Raw genomic sequence first — 16,746 nt, forward strand, 5'->3', positions numbered from 1 at the left:
GCTCATAACATCGAGTTATGAAACGACGTTCGTTTCCGGCTCACGGGTAATGGTAACGCCCGACTGCACCAGCAGAAACTCGTTGTCATCGAGTTTGTTGACGCGATCGCCAATGGCCAGCTTATAGGTGGTAACAGGCACCGAGCCGGTAAGGCCGTCTGCCGACGGGGTGGATTCCTGGAACTCATGCACGGAATAAACGCGGCCTTCCGCGTCTCTTGCATGGAACTGACCGACGAGTACTGCTGCCATCTGCTTAGAACCTCTGGAGATAAATCACTCAATTTGCGGTTCTGTAGACCGTGGTTGGGCGAGGTAAGTTTTCCTACAGGAAAAAAATAGTCAGGGGCGGCGATTTCAGTCGCCCACTGCTTGAATCGTCATCTATAACTACAAGCTCTTTCCATCGGACAGTCGAGAATCTTCCATGAGCAACGTCTATACGATCGCCGTTCTGGTCGGCAGCTTGAGAAAGGAGTCGATCAATCGCAAGATCGCTCTGGCCCTGGCCGATCTGGCACCTGCGAATCTCAAGCTCACCATCGTCGAAATTGGCGACCTGCCGCTCTACAACGAAGACATTGATGGCGCTTCACCGCCGGCAGCCTACAGCACTTTCCGACAACAAGTGAGTTCATCCGACGCGTTGCTGTTCGTGACCCCGGAATACAACCGTTCGGTACCGGCACCGTTAAAAAATGCGATCGACGTGGGTTCGCGTCCCTACGGCAAGAGCGCCTGGAGCGGTAAGCCGGGTGCGGTGATCAGCGCTTCGCCGGGTGCGGTCGGCGGATTTGGCGCCAACCACCACCTGCGCCAGTCCATGGTTTTTCTCGATGTGCCGTGCATGCAGCAGCCGGAAGCCTACCTGAGCGGGGCGGGATCGGCGTTCGACGAGGCCGGCAAACTGTCGGAGTCGGTCAAGCCGTTCTTGCAGAAATTCATTGATGCTTATGGGAAGTGGGTCGAGCAGCACAAGAAAGTGTGACATCAAACGACTTTTGTCAGAGTGCGTACCTTGTGGGAGCGAGCCTGCTCGCGAAAGCAATCTGTCAGTCACTGAGAAGGTGAATGGGCGATCGCCTTCGCGAGCAGGCTCGCTCCCACAGGGAATTACCCGGTGCTGGCAAGCCGGCTGCAGATCATCAATTCCATTTCCGACAGCCAAGCGGCGGTTTGCTCCGCCGCCGGTTGTGCGGCAACGCAATAACGCCGACCACCCCACGCCATGATCACCCAGGCATCGATGGCCGTTACCGGCGGTTGCCTGGGCAAATCTTCACAGGCCGCGAAAGCTTCACGCCATTTCTGCGACAACTCCTGGAATACCCGCCGGTGATATTTGGGCTCGGCGATCTGGTGCTCGATCGCCAGCACTTGCTCGTTGAACAGGGGGTGCAACGCATCGTTCGGGTCGCAGGTCAGGCGGATCAGGTGTTTGATACGGATAGGCCAGCTCAGCTCTTTGGCCTGCACGACGTGTTCATCCAGACGTAGTAACAAAGCGTCCAGACAGTGCCGAATGTAGCCTGACAGCAAGGCTTCCTTGCTCGGGAAATAGTCGTACAGCGTGCCAAAACGCCCTCGACCAAAGCCGAATCGAGCAGGAACAACGTAGCCTGATTCCGGCGACCGGCGAGGTGATTTTGAAGATCGACCGTTGCGCACTGACCACTAACAACATTACCTACGCCGCCTACGGTCATTCGATGAACTACTGGGGGTTCTTTCCTACAGGCTTGGCTGAATGGGGCCACGTCCCTGCATGGGGTTTTGCCGATATCGTGGCCTCCGATGTTGCAGGCATTGCGGTAGGCGAGCACTTCTACGGGTATTTTCCGATTGCCAGCCACCTGTGGATGCGCCCGGAGCGGGTCACCGAGCGTGGTTTCTACGACGCGGCCGAGCATCGGCTGGCACTGACGTCGGCTTACAACCAATACACCCGTTGCAGTTGGGATTCGTACTACAGCCCTGCAACCGAAAACCTGCAGATTTTGCTCAAGCCGTTGTTTCTGACCTCGTCGATGCTGGCGGACTTTCTTCAGGACCAGCAGTTCTTCGGCGCAACCCGGCTGGTGTTTTCCAGCGCATCGAGCAAAACCGCCTACGGCACGGTGGTCTGCCTGGACAATCATCCTGAACTGGAACGGGTAGCGCTGACCTCCGCCGGCAACAAGGCCTTTGTCGAGAAGCTCGGTTGTTACGAGCGAACGTTGTCCTACGCAGAGCTGGCGAGCCTGGCCAATGATCGTCCGACGCTGTACGTGGATTTTTCCGGCGATCTGGATTTACGTGATCGCGTGCCCCGATCCAGATCCGCAAGCGCAATGCCGAGTGGGGGCCGGAAGGGGTCAGTCAACATATTGGGGAGGGCTTGCAGCGGTTCTATCGGCAGGTGACCGGGACTGAAAGCCCGTTGCTGGAAGTGGTCGAGAGCGAGGGGTATGAAGCGGCACAGAGCGTTATTTCCCGCTTGTTTCATGGGCAGGTCGCACCGGTGGAGGGGCATGTGATTCGGTTGTGAGTTCAACCTGTCCTGTAGCAGCTGCCGAGCTTGCGAGGCTGCGTTAGGCTGCGAAGCCGTCGTGAATTCAGACGATGCCGTGTATCTGCCTGACCGCAAGAGCAGGTTTTGCGATTGCTTCGCAGCCTAACGCAGCCTCGCAAGCTCGGCAGCTGCTACATGAACCCTATAAAACGGCGTTTTCCAGACTCTGCTTTACTGAATATTCGAAATTCCATATATTCACGCCTCGTTTGCCCAGAGGCGTGCTCCCTCATGTCCGACTCCCGCAGTCCCGTTGATATTTTCAAGGCCCTGGCCGATGACACACGCAGCCGTATCGCGCTGCTGATCGCCCGTGAAGGCGAGTTATGTGTCTGTGAATTGACCGCCGGGCTGGACCTCAGCCAGCCGAAAATTTCCCGTCACCTGGCACAACTGCGCAGCAACGGCCTGCTGGCGGATCGTCGGCAGGGGCAGTGGGTGTTTTATCGCCTGCACCCGGACTTGTCGCCCTGGGTCATTACGCTGTTGCAGGGGGCGCTGGCCGATCATCAACACTGGCTGGCGCCCGATGTCGTGCGACTTCAAGCCATGACTGATCGACCTGCACGTTGCTGCTAAATCCCGATTTTCGTTCCGACCTTTCTCTGAAGGCTGCTTTTCATGCTCATAGCGTCGTTGATTTTCCTGTTGACCATCACCCTGGTGATCTGGCAACCCAAAGGCCTTGGCGTTGGCTGGAGTGCGGTACTCGGCGCGGTGCTGGCGCTGATCTTCGGCGTGGTGCACCTGACTGACATTCCGTTGGTGTGGCAGATCATCTGGAACGCCACCGGAACTTTTGTCGCGCTGATCATCATCAGTCTGCTGCTGGATGAGGCAGGGTTCTTTGCCTGGGCCGCGCTGCACGTGGCCCGTTGGGGACGGGGCAGCGGGCGCAAGTTGTTTGCTTATATGGTGCTGCTCGGTGCGCTGGTCTCGGCGTTGTTCGCCAATGACGGGGCGGCGCTGATCCTCACGCCCATCGTGATTTCGATGCTGCTGGCGTTGCGCTTTTCCCCGGCGGCCACCCTGGCGTTCGTCATGGGCGCGGGCTTCATTGCCGACACCGCGAGCCTGCCGCTGGTGGTGTCGAACCTGGTGAACATTGTTTCCGCCGACTTCTTCAACATCGGTTTCAACCGGTACGCGGCAGTGATGATCCCGGTCAATCTGGTGAGCGTCGCGGCGACGCTGGCGATGCTGATGTGGTTCTTCCGTCGTGACATTCCCAAGGATTACGACCCCGAACAACTGGAAGAGCCGGCCAGTGCTATCCATGACAAGGCAACCTTCTTTGCCGGTTGGGCCGTGCTGGTGATTCTGTTGCTCGGCTGCTTTGCGCTGGAACCGCTGGGCATTCCGATCAGTGCCATCTCTACGGTGTGCGCAGCGCTGTTGCTGGCCATCGCCGCCCGTGGCCACAAGATCTCCACGCGCAAGGTCATGAAAGAAGCGCCATGGCAGATCGTGATTTTCTCGCTGGGCATGTACATGGTGGTCTACGGTCTGCGCAACGCCGGGCTCACCGGGTATCTGGCCGGTTGGCTGGACGGGTTTGCCGGTTACGGCGTCTGGGGCGCGGCCATGGGCACGGGCGTGCTGACGGCGCTGCTGTCCTCGATGATGAACAATCTGCCGACGGTGCTGATCGGTTTGCTCTCGATTGATGCGAGTCAGGCGACGGGTGTGGTGAAGGAGGCGATGATCTACGCCAACGTCATCGGCAGCGACCTGGGGCCGAAGATTACGCCGATCGGCAGTCTGGCGACGTTGCTGTGGCTGCATGTGCTGCAGCGCAAGAATATCCGGATTGGGTGGGGGTATTACTTCAAGGTCGGGATTGTGTTGACGGTGCCTGTTTTGTTGGTGACGTTGGCGGCGCTGGCGTTGCGGTTGTCCGTTTAGACCGGGTCGGCCCCATCGCGAGCAGGCTCGCTCCCACACTGACTCTGCGTCATAAGGAGATCAAATGTGGGAGCGAGCCTGCTCGCGATGGGGGCAGCCCAGGCGATACAACAACTCAGCCATTCCCCGGCACATTCGGCCAAAGGTCCGCCACCAGAAACAACCGCTCGGCCTCTTCCCAATCCCCGTCGGCATTTTCGATCAATCGCACCAGCAACTGCGCCGGCGCCAGCGGTTCCAGGTCACTCAGCCAGGCATTCAACTGTTCAGTGTTCCAGGTCTGCTCCACGGGATAGTGCGCCGGCGCCAGCCAGGCGTGGCGGGGCAGGGGTTGCCAGCGGCCGAACGGACGCTGCACGACAAAATCCGCCCAGTCCTTTTGATGCAACCAGCTACCGCGCAAATGCTGCGCATGCGCGCCGTTCGGTGGCTCAGCCTGTCCTGGCCACGGATAAAGCAGATAGCCGCCCAGCCACAAATGCGCACTGAACTGCTGGATGTCCAGCGCCGCCAGCACTTCGCGGCTCTCCGCCCGGGCGGAAATCGGCAATTGATGCTGGCAAAGGTGCGCCAGTTTACGGTCCAGTCGATCGTGGCAGCCCGGGCCGAGCCACTGCGCCGTGTCATGTCCGTCGCCATTTTGCGGGCCGAGGTAGAGTTTGATTGCCAGTTCCAGATGATGCACGCCGTCGCGATCGCGCAGCAGCATGTCCAACTCGCCCAGCGTGTGGCCTTCGCGGCGGATCGGCATGTTGGCGGCAATCAAATCGATACCCGGTGCGTGCCGTACGGCGTACTGCCACAGGCGTTCGTAATACAAACCCAGGCGCCGGGTCCGGGCCTGGGCCAGCCAGTGCAGCAAGTCATAGCTGTCGCGGTCGAGTTGCCGCAGCCACCGCTCCAGCCGCTCCGGCGCCTGCACCCAGTCACTGCCGGCCAGCGGATGGCGCTGCGGCCACGGGGTGACGTCGAGCATCGGCGGCGCGAGGATGACCCAGGCCAGGTCGCGCACTTCAGGGTGGCGCAACTGGTGGGGTAACTGGAGCAAATCGGGAAATAGGATCATCTTGCGAGCATAGCCCTAAACATGAGTACACCCTTGTGGCTGAAAGGATTTTGTCTATCCCGCGCTTTCGCCCATAATCGTGTTTTTCGCCGCCGCAGACCTTAGGGGCCCCATGGAGCAATTTCGTAATATCGGCATCATCGGTCGCCTGGGCAGTTCGCAGGTGCTAGATACCGTCCGCCGACTGAAACGGTTTCTGCTCGATCGTCACCTGCACGTGATCCTCGAAGACACTATCGCCGAAGTGTTGCCGGGTCATGGCTTGCAGACTTCGTCGCGAAAGATGCTCGGCGAAGTCTGTGACATGGTGATTGTGGTCGGCGGTGACGGCAGCCTGCTCGGCGCCGCGCGCGCGTTGGCCCGACACAATATTCCGGTACTCGGCATCAACCGGGGCAGCCTCGGTTTCCTGACCGATATTCGCCCTGATGAACTGGAAGTCAAAGTCGCCGAAGTGCTCGACGGCCACTATCTGGTGGAAAACCGCTTCCTGTTGCAGGCCGAAGTCCGTCGCCACGCCGAGGCCATTGGTCAGGGCGATGCACTGAACGACGTGGTGCTGCACCCCGGCAAATCCACGCGAATGATCGAGTTCGAGTTGTACATCGACGGCCAGTTCGTCTGCAGCCAGAAGGCCGACGGCCTGATCGTCGCCACGCCCACCGGTTCGACCGCCTACGCGTTGTCGGCGGGCGGGCCGATCATGCATCCCAAGCTCGACGCTATTGTGATTGTGCCGATGTACCCCCATACCTTGTCGGGTAGGCCGATTGTGGTCGATGGCAACAGTGAGCTGAAAATCGTCGTGTCCAAGGATATGCAGATCTACCCGCAAGTGTCCTGTGACGGGCAGAACCACTTCACCTGCGCGCCGGGTGACACCATCACCATCAGCAAAAAAGCGCAGAAGCTGCGGCTGATCCACCCGCTCGACCACAACTATTACGAAGTCTGCCGGACCAAGCTCGGCTGGGGTAGTCGGTTGGGTGGTGGAGGCGACTGATGCTCGATCCCGCGCGTAGCTACGACCTGATCGGTGACGTGCACGGTTGCGCTCTGACCCTTGAGCACTTGCTCGACCGGCTCGGCTATCACAAACAAGGTGGCGTCTGGCGACATCCGTCGCGCCTGGCGGTGTTCGTCGGTGACATCATCGACCGCGGCCCGCGGATTCGCGAAGCGCTGCACATCGTCCATGACATGGTCGAGGCTGGCCAGGCGTTGTGCATCATGGGCAACCATGAATTCAACGCCCTGGGCTGGAGCACCCCGGCGCCTCCCGGCAGCGGCAAGCAGTTCGTGCGTGAACACACCCCGCGCCATGGCCGCCTGCTCGGTGAAACGCTGACCCAGTTCGAAGACCATCCCGCCGACTGGCACGACTTCCTGCAATGGTTCTATGAATTGCCCTTGTTTGTCGATGCCGGGCGCTTCCGGGTGGTCCATGCCTGTTGGGATGCCGGTCTGATCGAACCGCTGCGGGCGCTGTTTCCCGACGGTTGCGTCGATGAGCATTTTCTCCAGGCCTCGGCGGTGCCAGGCAGTTTTGCCTGCACTGTGTTCGATCGGCTGCTGCGCGGCACCGACATGCGTTTGCCGCACGGATTGACCATGACCAGCGGCGATGGCCTGACGCGTTCGTTCTTCCGCACCAAGTTCTGGGAAGACGACCCGCAAACCTACGGAGACATCGTGTTCCAGCCCGACGCCTTGCCCGAGCCAGTGGCCCAGACGCCGCTGTCGTCCACGGAAAAAAACACCTTGCTGCGCTACGGCGTCGATGAGCCATTGCTGTTCGTCGGCCATTACTGGCGCAGCGGCAAACCGGCGCCAATCCGCCCGAACCTGGCGTGCCTGGATTACAGCGCGGTGCTCTACGGCAAGCTGGTCGCCTATCGCCTGGATCAGGAAACCCGTCTCGACCCTCATAAATTTGTCTGGGTCGATGTCGAGCGGCCGGAGGTGCTGCGATGAGTGCCGTTGCCGTTTTGCGTTTGCCTCTGGCGGTGGATTTGAGCGGGTTCGTCAAACTGCTGCAACGCATGCAGGTGCCGCATCGGGTCAGCGAAGAAGCGGGTGAACAGGTGCTGTGGGTGCCGGCCAACATCAGCGAAGACGTACGCTCGTTGTACGAACGTTTTCCGGCGGGTGACCCCGATCAACAGCTGGACATTCCGGTGGCGCAGACCACGCGTCGCCCCGGTTTCGTCGAGCAATTGCGCTACGCCAAGGCGACCGCGCTGGTGTTGGTGCTGAGCCTGATCGTCGGCGCAGTGACGCTGCTGGGCGAGAATCTCGAAACGATGCGGTGGCTGACCTTCCTCGATTTCCGGGTGGCTGGCGAATATGTGTATTTCACGCCTCTGGCCGACAGTCTCGCGGCGGGGCAGTGGTGGCGTCTGGTGACGCCGATGCTGATCCACTTCGGCATCCTGCACCTGGCCATGAACGGCATGTGGTATTGGGAGTTGGGACGGCGCATCGAGTCGCGTCAGGGCAGTATCAACCTGATCGGCCTGACCTTGCTGTTCGCTCTGGTGTCCAACTACGCCCAGTATTATTTCAGCGGCCCGACCTTGTTCGGCGGGTTGTCCGGGGTACTGTACGGCCTGCTCGGCCACTGCTGGATCTTCCAGACTCTGTCGCCGAACCCGGCTTATCGCCTGCCCCGTGGGGTGCTGGTGATGATGCTGGTGTGGCTGCTGCTGTGCCTGTCCGGGCTGGTCTCGATGATCGGTTTCGGTGAAATTGCCAATGCGGCCCACGTTGGCGGGTTGCTCGTCGGATGCCTGAGCGGTTTGTTGGGCGGTTTGTACAACCGCCGTAAACTGGCCGCCTAAAACAGTTATGTAATTAAAGAGCGGAGACCTTGATGTCCTCTTTCAACGAAATGATCAAAAACATCACCCCCGATATCTACCAGAGCCTGAAGCTGGCGGTGGAAATCGGCAAATGGTCCGACGGTGGTAAACTCACCGCCGAGCAACGCGAACTGTCGCTGCAAGCGATGATCGCCTGGGAAATCCAGAACCTGCCCGAAGACCAGCGCACCGGTTACATGGGCGTGCAGGAGTGCGGCTCCAAGTCGATTGAAGTGCCGAACATCCTGTTTAAGTCGGACGCCGTCCATTGATCGAGATCGGCCGCGGTGCAATCAGTAAAATGTCGGCGCGTCTTGACGGGCCTGACGTTCAGTACGCTTTTCGTCTGGGCGACGCCGAGGTGCCGGTCAACCCGTTGATCGGAACCACCGTTCGCCTGGAATACCTGGGAGCGATCCATTGCTCCCATTGCGGGCGCAAGACCAAAACCAGTTTCAGCCAGGGTTACTGCTACCCGTGCATGACCAAACTGGCCCAGTGCGACCTCTGCATCATGAGCCCGGAGCGTTGCCACTACGACGCTGGCACCTGCCGGGAGCCTGCGTGGGGCGAGAAGTTTTGCATGACCGATCACATCGTGTACCTGTCCAACTCCTCAGGGGTGAAGGTCGGGATTACCCGCGCCACCCAGCTGCCGACCCGCTGGATCGATCAGGGCGCCCGTCAGGCGTTGCCGATCATGCGCGTTTCGACCCGTCAGCAGTCGGGCTTCGTCGAAGACCTGTTCCGCAGTCAGGTGGCCGACAAGACCAACTGGCGTGCTTTACTCAAGGGCGATGCGGTGTCGGTGGATCTGACGCAGGTTCGCGATCAGCTGTTCGACAGCTGCGCCGAAGGTCTGCAAGGTTTGCAGGAACGATTCGGCCTACACGCGATCCAGACTATTGCCGATGTAGAACCGCTCGAAATCCGCTATCCCGTCGAGCAATACCCGGCGAAGATTGTCAGCTTCAACCTGGACAAGAACCCGATTGCCGAAGGCACGCTGCTGGGGATCAAAGGCCAATACCTGATTTTCGACACCGGCGTGATCAATATTCGTAAATACACGGCCTATCAGCTCGCCGTGCATCAGTAAGGACTCCAGCATGCGCACCGAACAACCGAAGATGATTTACCTGAAGGACTATCAGGCGCCTGAGTACCTGATCGACGAGACGCACCTGACCTTCGAGTTGTTCGAGGACCACAGCCTGGTCCATGCGCAACTGGTGATGCGCCGCAATCCTGAACGTGGCCCGGGCCTGCCGCCGCTGGTGCTGGACGGCCAGCAACTCGAGTTGCTGTCGGTCACCCTGGCCGACCGTGAGCTGAACGTCGCTGACTACCAGTTGACCGAGAATCACCTGACCCTGCACCCGACCAGCACAAGCTTCACGGTCGACACCAGCGTCAAAATCCACCCGGAAACCAACACCGCGCTGGAAGGCCTGTACAAGTCCGGCACGATGTTCTGCACCCAATGCGAGGCCGAGGGCTTTCGCAAGATCACCTATTACCTCGACCGCCCGGATGTGATGAGCACGTTCACCACCACGGTGGTCGCCGAGCAGCACAGCTATCCGGTGCTGCTGTCCAACGGCAACCCGATTGCCAGCGGTCCGGGTGAAGACGGTCGGCACTGGGCAACCTGGGAAGACCCGTTCAAGAAACCCGCTTACCTGTTCGCGTTGGTCGCCGGTGACTTGTGGTGTGTCGAAGATACGTTCACCACCATGACCGAGCGTTCCGTGGCGCTGCGAATCTATGTCGAGCCGGAAAATATCGACAAATGCCAGCACGCGATGAACAGCCTGAAAAAGTCGATGCGCTGGGATGAAGAGGTCTACGGTCGCGAGTACGACCTGGACATCTTCATGATCGTCGCGGTCAACGATTTCAACATGGGCGCCATGGAGAACAAGGGCCTCAACATCTTCAATTCCAGCGCCGTGCTGGCCCGGGCCGAAACGGCGACCGACGCCGCGCACCAGCGCGTTGAAGCGATTGTTGCCCACGAATACTTCCACAACTGGTCGGGCAACCGAGTGACCTGCCGCGACTGGTTCCAGCTGTCGCTCAAGGAAGGCTTCACCGTGTTCCGGGATTCGGAGTTCTCCGCCGACATGAACTCGGCGACGGTCAAGCGCATCCAGGACGTGGCTTACCTGCGTACCCACCAGTTTGCCGAAGACGCCGGCCCCATGGCCCACGCCGTGCGCCCGGACAGCTTCATCGAGATTTCCAACTTCTACACCCTGACCGTGTACGAAAAAGGTTCGGAAGTGGTCGGCATGATCCACACCTTGCTCGGGGCCGAAGGCTTCCGCAAAGGCAGCGACCTGTACTTCGAACGCCATGACGGCCAGGCCGTAACGTGCGACGACTTCATCAAGGCCATGGAAGACGCCAACGGTGTCGACCTGACCCAGTTCAAACGCTGGTACAGCCAGGCGGGTACACCGCGACTGGCGGTGAGCGAGTCCTACGATGCCGCGGCGAAAACCTACAGCCTGACGTTCCGTCAAAGCTGCCCGGAAACCCCGGACAAGGTTGAGAAACTGCCGTTCGTGATTCCCGTGGAGTTGGGCCTGCTGGACAGCAAGGGCGGCGAGATTGCCCTGCGCCTGGACGGTGAAGTCGCTGCCGGCGCCACGTCCCGCGTACTGTCGGTGACCGAGGCCGAGCAGACCTTCACCTTCCTCGACATCGCTGAGCAGCCTTTGCCTTCCTTGCTGCGCGGCTTCTCTGCACCGGTGAAACTGAGCTTCCCGTATAACCGCGATCAGCTGATGTTCCTGATGCAGCACGACAGTGATGGCTTCAACCGCTGGGATGCCGGTCAGCAATTGTCGGTGCAGGTGCTGCAAGAATTGATCACCCAGCAGCAGAAGGGCGAGAAGCTGGTGCTGGACCAGCGACTGATTTCTGCGCTGCGCACCGTGTTGTCCGACGAGACGCTGGATCAGGCCATGGTCGCGGAAATGCTCTCGCTGCCGGGCGAGGCGTATCTGACGGAAATCAGTGAAGTGGCTGACGTAGATGCCATTCACACGGCTCGAGAGTTTGCCCGCAAGCAATTGGCTGAAGGTTTGTTCGAGGCGTTGTGGCTGCGTTATCAGGCCAATCGCGATCTCTCGAAGAAAACGCCGTATGTGGCTGAGGCCGAGCATTTCGCTCGTCGCGCGTTGCAGAACATTGCGCTGTCGTACCTGATGCTCAGCGGTAAACCGGAAGTGTTGGCGGCGACGCTTGAGCAATTCGATACCAGCGACAACATGACCGAGCGCCTGACCGCGTTGGCGGTGCTGGTGAACTCGTCGTTTGAAGACGAGAAAGCCAAGGCGCTGGCGAGTTTTGCCGAGCACTTCAAGGACAACCCGCTGGTCATGGATCAGTGGTTCAGCGTTCAGGCGGGCAGCACGTTGCCGGGTGGTCTGGAGCGGGTCAAAGCCTTGATGCAGCACCCGGCGTTCAACATCAAGAACCCGAACAAGGTGCGGGCACTGGTCGGTGCGTTTGCCGGGCAGAACCTGATCAACTTCCATGCGGCCGACGGTTCCGGGTATCGCTTCCTGGCGGATCTGGTGATCGAGCTGAACGGGTTCAACCCGCAGATCGCCTCTCGCCAGTTGGCGCCGCTGACTCGCTGGCGCAAATACGACGATGCTCGTCAGGCGTTGATGAAAGGTGAACTGGAGCGGATTCGTGCTTCGGGTCAACTGTCCAGTGATGTGTTTGAGGTGGTCAGCAAGAGCCTGGCCTGAGTTTGGCTTTGCTCCCTCCAGGGTTCACTCGGACCCTGGAGGGAGGGAGGGAGCTGACTTGCTCGCGCTGGCGGCCTGAGAGCCGACCTGCTCTTGCGGATGTACTCGGAACCATTGTGGGAGCGAGCCTGCTCGCGAAGACGGCCTGATAGCCGACCTGTATTTTGGTCTGAGTACATATCCATTTCTGCGGTAATGGCGGCTGGCGGTTCCGCTCTTACAGCGGGTCACTTTGGAAAAGCGCCAAAGTAACCAAAACGCTTGGCCCCTGACGTACGGTGCCTCGCCCAGGCTCAGGGTACCCTCGCTCCGGTCCTGCTCCGTGGGCCCGCCGCCATCGGCCATCCATGGCCGGGGGCGGCTACCGCGGCATCCCTGCCGCGGTGCCCACTGCGCAGAACCTCCACTCGGCCTCCCGACGGGGCAGATCAAGATCAAAAGCCAAAGCCAAAGCCAAAGCAAGATCAACGGCCAGAGCCAGAGCTGCATTGAACCTGTGGGAGCGAGCCTGCTCGCGAAAAAAGTCCGGACACCGCATTCATCCAGACAGCGCGCGTTATCGTTGACGTCCATCGCGAGCAGGCTCGCTCCCACAGGGGGAACACGTACGCTTGAAGTGACAGGCCGGCCGGTAGGCCGCCTCGCGGTGCTGTTGCGGTAGTCGCCCCCACGGAGCAGGACCGGAGCGAGGGCACCCTGAGCCTAGGCGAAGGGCCGAACGAAAGGGGCAAAAGCGCTTGGTTACTTGGCGCTCTTCCAAGTAACCCGCTGTAAGAGCGGAACCGCCAGCCGCCGTTACCGCAGAAACGGATATGTACACCACCAACCACCCACCCCAATCACCCCACCTGATACCCAATCATTCACCCACCCCAATCCCTCCCAGGTTAACAAAAGATAACGTGGCGTCGATTGTCAGACCTTTCCAAACCCCGATAGGATAAGCCAGCTTCCGAAGGGGCTCTGGATTGCGGGTTTCAGGACTATGCTTCTGACAGTCAATCCCAGCGAGCACCCCTTACGGCGCCCTGAAAGGTTGAACGACCTAACAATAATAATGGGGGAAGGTCTATGAGTGAGCCTGTCATGGGTGTGGGTATCTGCCGCCCGCCGGCACTACGCAAATTCGCGTTGCTGGCTACAGCGCTCTCGCTGTTGGGCTGTGCCGTGTTGTCGGCACCTGCGCTGGCCGCTGCGGCGCCAGCATCCGACGTTGTTTATTCCGTTGAATCCGCCAAGGCCAGTAAAAGCCTGATGCTCGACGTCGTGCACGCAGGCAAACGCCTGGTGGCGGTCGGGGATCGCGGGCATATCCTGTATTCCGATGACCAGGGCGCGACCTGGACCCAGGCCAAAGTGCCGACCCGGCAACTGCTGACCTCGGTATTTTTTGTCGATGACAAACACGGCTGGGCCGTTGGTCATGACGCACAGATCCTCGCCAGCGAGGACGGCGGTGTCACCTGGACTAAACAATTCGAAGACCTGAATCGCGAATCGCCGCTGCTCGACGTCTGGTTCCAGGACGTCAACAGCGGTTTTGCCGTGGGGGCTTATGGCGCCTTGATGGCGACCACCGACGGCGGCAAAAACTGGGAAGACGTCAGCGATCGCCTGGACAACGAAGACCAGTACCACCTCAACGCCATTGCCGCGGTCAAGGATGCCGGGCTGTTCATCGTGGGCGAGCAGGGCAGCATGTTCCGCTCCGCCGATTGGGGCCAGACCTGGGAGAAGCTTGAAGGGCCGTACGAAGGCTCGCTGTTTGGCGTGATCGGCACCGGTCAGGCCAACACGCTGCTGGCCTACGGGTTGCGAGGCAATCTGTTCCGCTCCACCGATTTCGGCAGCACCTGGGAGCCGGTCGAGTTGAAGGCGACCCGCGGCGCGCTGGAGTTCGGTCTGTCGGGCGCTACGCTGCTTGACGATGGTTCCATCGTGATCGTCGGCAATGGCGGCAGCGTGATTCGCAGCAACGACAACGGCGAAACCTTCAGCGTGTTCAACCGCCCGGATCGCATTTCCATCTCGGCGGTCACTGCGACAGGCAATGGTCATCTGATTCTGGCAGGACAGGGCGGCGTTCGCGTCACTTCGTCAACCGGCGCAGAAAATGGAAAAAACGGGTCGTCCAAATGAGCCGGGCAAATAATAAGAAGGCGGGTCTATGACATCCTTGAGCAGTCATCATCAAGACAAGGCGACATTTCTTGAACGCCTGATTTTCAACAACCGCCCGGCAGTGATCACCATCTGCCTGCTGGTGAGTATCTTCCTGTTCTGGCAGGCGACGCTGATCCGTCCGTCCACCAGTTTCGAAAAAATGATCCCGCTCGAGCATCCGTTCATTCAAAAGATGATGGAGCACCGCAACGATCTGGCGAACCTGGGCAACACGGTGCGGATCTCGGTTGAGGCCACCGACGGTGACATCTTCTCCAAGGAGTACATGGAGACCCTGCGGCAGATCAACGACGAGGTGTTCTACATCTCCGGCGTCGACCGTTCCGGCCTCAAGTCGCTGTGGAGCCCGAGCGTGCGCTGGACCGAGGTGACGGAGGAGGGCTTCGCCGGTGGTGAAGTGATCCCGCAGAGCTACAACGGTTCCCAGCAAAGCCTCGACCTGCTGCGCAACAACGTACTCAAGTCCGGCCAGGTCGGGCGTCTGGTGGCCAACGACTTCAAGTCGAGCATCGTCGATATCCCGCTGCTGGAGTCCTACCCGGACCCGCAAGACCAGGGCAAGTTGCTGGCGCTGGACTACCGGAAATTCTCCCACGAGCTGGAAGAGAAGATCCGCGACAAGTTCGAAGCGCAGAACCCCAACGTGCAGATCCACATCGTCGGTTTCGCCAAGAAGGTCGGCGATCTGATCGATGGTCTGGTCATGGTGGTGATGTTCTTCGGCGTCGCCTTCGTCATTACCCTGATTCTGTTGTACTGGTTCACCAACTGTATGCGCAGTACCGTGGCGGTGTTGAGTACCACGCTGGTGGCGGTGGTCTGGCAGCTTGGCTTGATGCACTTTTTCGGGTTCGGGCTTGATCCTTACTCGATGCTGGTGCCGTTTCTGATCTTCGCCATCGGTATTTCCCACGGTGTACAGAAAATCAACGGTATCGCCTTGCAGTCCAGTGAGGCAGACAACGCATTGACTGCGGCGCGGCGCACCTTCCGCCAGCTGTTCCTGCCGGGGATGATCGCGATCCTTGCGGATGCGGTGGGTTTCATCACGCTGCTGATCATCGACATCGGTGTTATTCGCGAACTGGCCATCGGCGCCTCCATCGGCGTGGCGGTGATCGTGTTCACCAACCTGATCCTGCTGCCGGTGGCGATTTCCTACGTAGGCATCAGCAAACGCGCCGTCGAACGCAGCAAGAAAGACGCGCACCGCGAGCATCCGTTCTGGCGTCTGCTGTCGAATTTTGCCAGCCCGAAAGTCGCCCCGGTCTCTATTGCCCTGGCACTGATCGCCTTCGGCGGTGGTCTCTGGTACAGCCAGAACCTGAAAATCGGCGACCTCGACCAGGGCGCTCCGGAACTGCGTCCGGATTCGCGCTACAACAAGGACAACAACTTCATCATCAGCAACTATTCCACCAGTTCCGACGTGTTGGTGGTGATGGTCAAGACCAAGTCCGAAGGCTGCTCGCGCTACGAGGCGATGGCGCCGATCGACGAACTGATGTGGAAGATGCAGAACACCGAGGGCGTGCAATCGACGATCTCGCTGGTGACCGTGTCCAAGCAGATGATCAAGGGCATGAACGAGGGCAACCTGAAATGGGAAACCCTGTCGCGCAACCCCGACGTGCTGAACAACTCCATCGCCCGGGCCGACGGTCTGTACAACAACAGTTGCTCCCTGGCACCGGTGCTGGTGTTCCTCAACGATCACAAGGCCGCAACGCTGGATCGCGCAGTCCATGCGGTGCAGGACTTCGCCAAGGAGAACAACAAGGAAGGCCTGGAATTCATCCTCGCCGCCGGTAACGCCGGGATCGAGGCGGCCACCAACGAGGTGATCAAGGAATCCGAGCTGACCATCCTGATCCTGGTGTACATCTGCGTCGCGACCATGTGCATGATCACCTTCCGCTCCTGGGCGGCGACCTTGTGCATCGTGCTGCCGCTGGTACTGACCTCGGTGCTCGGTAACGCCCTGATGGCGTTCATGGGCATCGGCGTGAAAGTCGCGACCCTGCCGGTCGTGGCGCTCGGGGTCGGGATTGGCGTGGACTATGGCATCTACATCTACAGCCGTCTGGAAAGCTTCCTGCGTGCCGGCCTGCCGTTGCAAGAGGCCTACTACCAGACGCTGAAGTCCACCGGTAAAGCCGTGCTGTTCACCGGCCTGTGCTTGGCGATCGGCGTGTGCACCTGGATCTTCTCGGCCATCAAGTTCCAGGCCGACATGGGCCTGATGCTGACCTTCATGCTGCTCTGGAACATGTTCGGCGCGCTGTGGCTGTTGCCAGCGCTGGCGCGGTTCCTGATCAAACCGGAGAAACTGGCCGGGCAGAAGGGCAATTCGCTGTTCGCCCACTAACTTCTTGCAGACACGAAAGCCGCAACCTCTGGTTGCGGCTTTTT

The 16,746-nt window shown here is 59.8% G+C and carries 16 protein-coding genes; 13 read left to right on the forward strand and 3 right to left on the reverse strand.

Going from position 1 to position 16,746, the window contains the following annotated elements:
* Positions 1 to 15: 15 nt before the first annotated feature.
* Entirely contained in the window at positions 16 to 252 is a 237-nt protein-coding gene (locus tag ACYZUD_RS05865; RefSeq protein ID WP_462023056.1) for a hypothetical protein, read from the reverse strand.
* A gap of 175 nt (positions 253 to 427) precedes the next feature.
* Here ACYZUD_RS05865 and ACYZUD_RS05870 point away from each other — a divergent pair, with 175 nt between their 5' ends.
* A complete protein-coding gene (locus ACYZUD_RS05870; protein WP_462023057.1) occupies positions 428 to 988 on the forward strand; it encodes an NADPH-dependent FMN reductase in 561 nt (186 codons plus the stop codon).
* A gap of 125 nt (positions 989 to 1,113) precedes the next feature.
* Here ACYZUD_RS05870 and ACYZUD_RS05875 read toward each other — a convergent pair whose 3' ends face one another.
* The gene (locus tag ACYZUD_RS05875) at positions 1,114 to 1,539 is read right to left on the reverse strand and encodes a hypothetical protein (protein WP_462023058.1); all 426 of its coding nucleotides are present in this window, start codon (positions 1,537 to 1,539) and stop codon (positions 1,114 to 1,116) included.
* A 107-nt stretch (positions 1,540 to 1,646) separates the two neighbouring features.
* On the opposite strand from ACYZUD_RS05875, the gene ACYZUD_RS05880 reads away from it, so the two are divergent.
* The 4 genes from ACYZUD_RS05880 (at position 1,647) to ACYZUD_RS05895 (ending at position 4,456) form a co-directional block, all read left to right on the forward strand.
* Positions 1,647 to 2,402, forward strand: coding sequence for a DUF2855 family protein (locus tag ACYZUD_RS05880; protein WP_462023059.1), 756 nt, complete (start codon positions 1,647 to 1,649; stop codon positions 2,400 to 2,402).
* A complete protein-coding gene (locus ACYZUD_RS05885; protein WP_462023060.1) occupies positions 2,399 to 2,527 on the forward strand; it encodes a hypothetical protein in 129 nt (42 codons plus the stop codon). The genes ACYZUD_RS05880 and ACYZUD_RS05885 overlap by 4 nt, the downstream gene beginning before the upstream one ends.
* Before the next feature lie 255 nt (positions 2,528 to 2,782).
* Positions 2,783 to 3,130: a metalloregulator ArsR/SmtB family transcription factor gene (locus tag ACYZUD_RS05890; protein ID WP_462023061.1), complete on the forward strand. Its 348-nt coding sequence runs from the start codon at positions 2,783 to 2,785 to the stop codon at positions 3,128 to 3,130.
* Between the two features lie 42 nt (positions 3,131 to 3,172).
* Entirely contained in the window at positions 3,173 to 4,456 is a 1,284-nt protein-coding gene (locus ACYZUD_RS05895) for an arsenic transporter (RefSeq protein WP_462023062.1), read from the forward strand.
* Positions 4,457 to 4,571: 115 nt separating this feature from the next.
* Here ACYZUD_RS05895 and ACYZUD_RS05900 read toward each other — a convergent pair whose 3' ends face one another.
* Positions 4,572 to 5,522 carry a DUF1853 family protein gene (locus ACYZUD_RS05900; RefSeq protein WP_462023063.1) on the reverse strand — a complete coding sequence of 317 codons (951 nt, stop codon included), beginning with the start codon at positions 5,520 to 5,522 and terminating at the stop codon, positions 4,572 to 4,574.
* 112 nt (positions 5,523 to 5,634) lie between these two features.
* Here ACYZUD_RS05900 and ACYZUD_RS05905 point away from each other — a divergent pair, with 112 nt between their 5' ends.
* The 8 genes from ACYZUD_RS05905 (at position 5,635) to ACYZUD_RS05940 (ending at position 16,702) form a co-directional block, all read left to right on the forward strand.
* Entirely contained in the window at positions 5,635 to 6,525 is an 891-nt protein-coding gene (locus tag ACYZUD_RS05905; RefSeq protein WP_010459816.1) for an NAD(+) kinase, read from the forward strand.
* Entirely contained in the window at positions 6,522 to 7,496 is a 975-nt protein-coding gene (locus tag ACYZUD_RS05910; RefSeq protein WP_462025190.1) for a metallophosphoesterase, read from the forward strand. The genes ACYZUD_RS05905 and ACYZUD_RS05910 overlap by 4 nt, the downstream gene beginning before the upstream one ends.
* The gene (locus ACYZUD_RS05915; protein ID WP_462023064.1) at positions 7,493 to 8,362 is read left to right on the forward strand and encodes a rhomboid family intramembrane serine protease; all 870 of its coding nucleotides are present in this window, start codon (positions 7,493 to 7,495) and stop codon (positions 8,360 to 8,362) included. Before ACYZUD_RS05910 ends, ACYZUD_RS05915 begins: the two co-directional genes overlap by 4 nt.
* A 32-nt stretch (positions 8,363 to 8,394) precedes the next feature.
* Positions 8,395 to 8,655 (forward strand): YeaC family protein, encoded by a 261-nt coding sequence (locus tag ACYZUD_RS05920; protein WP_462023065.1) that lies wholly within the window; start codon positions 8,395 to 8,397, stop codon positions 8,653 to 8,655.
* The gene (locus tag ACYZUD_RS05925) at positions 8,652 to 9,482 is read left to right on the forward strand and encodes a DUF2797 domain-containing protein (RefSeq protein WP_462023066.1); all 831 of its coding nucleotides are present in this window, start codon (positions 8,652 to 8,654) and stop codon (positions 9,480 to 9,482) included. Before ACYZUD_RS05920 ends, ACYZUD_RS05925 begins: the two co-directional genes overlap by 4 nt.
* Before the next feature lie 10 nt (positions 9,483 to 9,492).
* On the forward strand, positions 9,493 to 12,150 hold the full coding sequence (pepN, locus tag ACYZUD_RS05930) for an aminopeptidase N (RefSeq protein WP_462023067.1): 2,658 nt from the start codon (positions 9,493 to 9,495) through the stop codon (positions 12,148 to 12,150).
* Between the two features lie 1,071 nt (positions 12,151 to 13,221).
* A complete protein-coding gene (locus tag ACYZUD_RS05935; protein ID WP_462023068.1) occupies positions 13,222 to 14,289 on the forward strand; it encodes a WD40/YVTN/BNR-like repeat-containing protein in 1,068 nt (355 codons plus the stop codon).
* A 28-nt stretch (positions 14,290 to 14,317) separates the two neighbouring features.
* On the forward strand, positions 14,318 to 16,702 hold the full coding sequence (locus tag ACYZUD_RS05940; protein ID WP_462023069.1) for an efflux RND transporter permease subunit: 2,385 nt from the start codon (positions 14,318 to 14,320) through the stop codon (positions 16,700 to 16,702).
* Positions 16,703 to 16,746 lie beyond the last annotated feature (44 nt).

Source organism: Pseudomonas sp. XS1P51, assembly GCF_054897845.1.

Coding starts and splice junctions, on each gene's coding strand:
- ACYZUD_RS05920 (WP_462023065.1), top strand. CDS start 8,395: ATGTCCTCTTTCAACGAAATGATCAAAAACATCACCCCCGATATCTAC.
- ACYZUD_RS05940 (WP_462023069.1), top strand. CDS start 14,318: ATGACATCCTTGAGCAGTCATCATCAAGACAAGGCGACATTTCTTGAA.
- ACYZUD_RS05895 (WP_462023062.1), top strand. CDS start 3,173: ATGCTCATAGCGTCGTTGATTTTCCTGTTGACCATCACCCTGGTGATC.
- pepN (WP_462023067.1), top strand. CDS start 9,493: ATGCGCACCGAACAACCGAAGATGATTTACCTGAAGGACTATCAGGCG.
- ACYZUD_RS05870 (WP_462023057.1), top strand. CDS start 428: ATGAGCAACGTCTATACGATCGCCGTTCTGGTCGGCAGCTTGAGAAAG.
- ACYZUD_RS05935 (WP_462023068.1), top strand. CDS start 13,222: ATGAGTGAGCCTGTCATGGGTGTGGGTATCTGCCGCCCGCCGGCACTA.
- ACYZUD_RS05900 (WP_462023063.1), bottom strand. CDS start 5,522: ATGATCCTATTTCCCGATTTGCTCCAGTTACCCCACCAGTTGCGCCAC.
- ACYZUD_RS05905 (WP_010459816.1), top strand. CDS start 5,635: ATGGAGCAATTTCGTAATATCGGCATCATCGGTCGCCTGGGCAGTTCG.
- ACYZUD_RS05890 (WP_462023061.1), top strand. CDS start 2,783: ATGTCCGACTCCCGCAGTCCCGTTGATATTTTCAAGGCCCTGGCCGAT.
- ACYZUD_RS05915 (WP_462023064.1), top strand. CDS start 7,493: ATGAGTGCCGTTGCCGTTTTGCGTTTGCCTCTGGCGGTGGATTTGAGC.
- ACYZUD_RS05865 (WP_462023056.1), bottom strand. CDS start 252: ATGGCAGCAGTACTCGTCGGTCAGTTCCATGCAAGAGACGCGGAAGGC.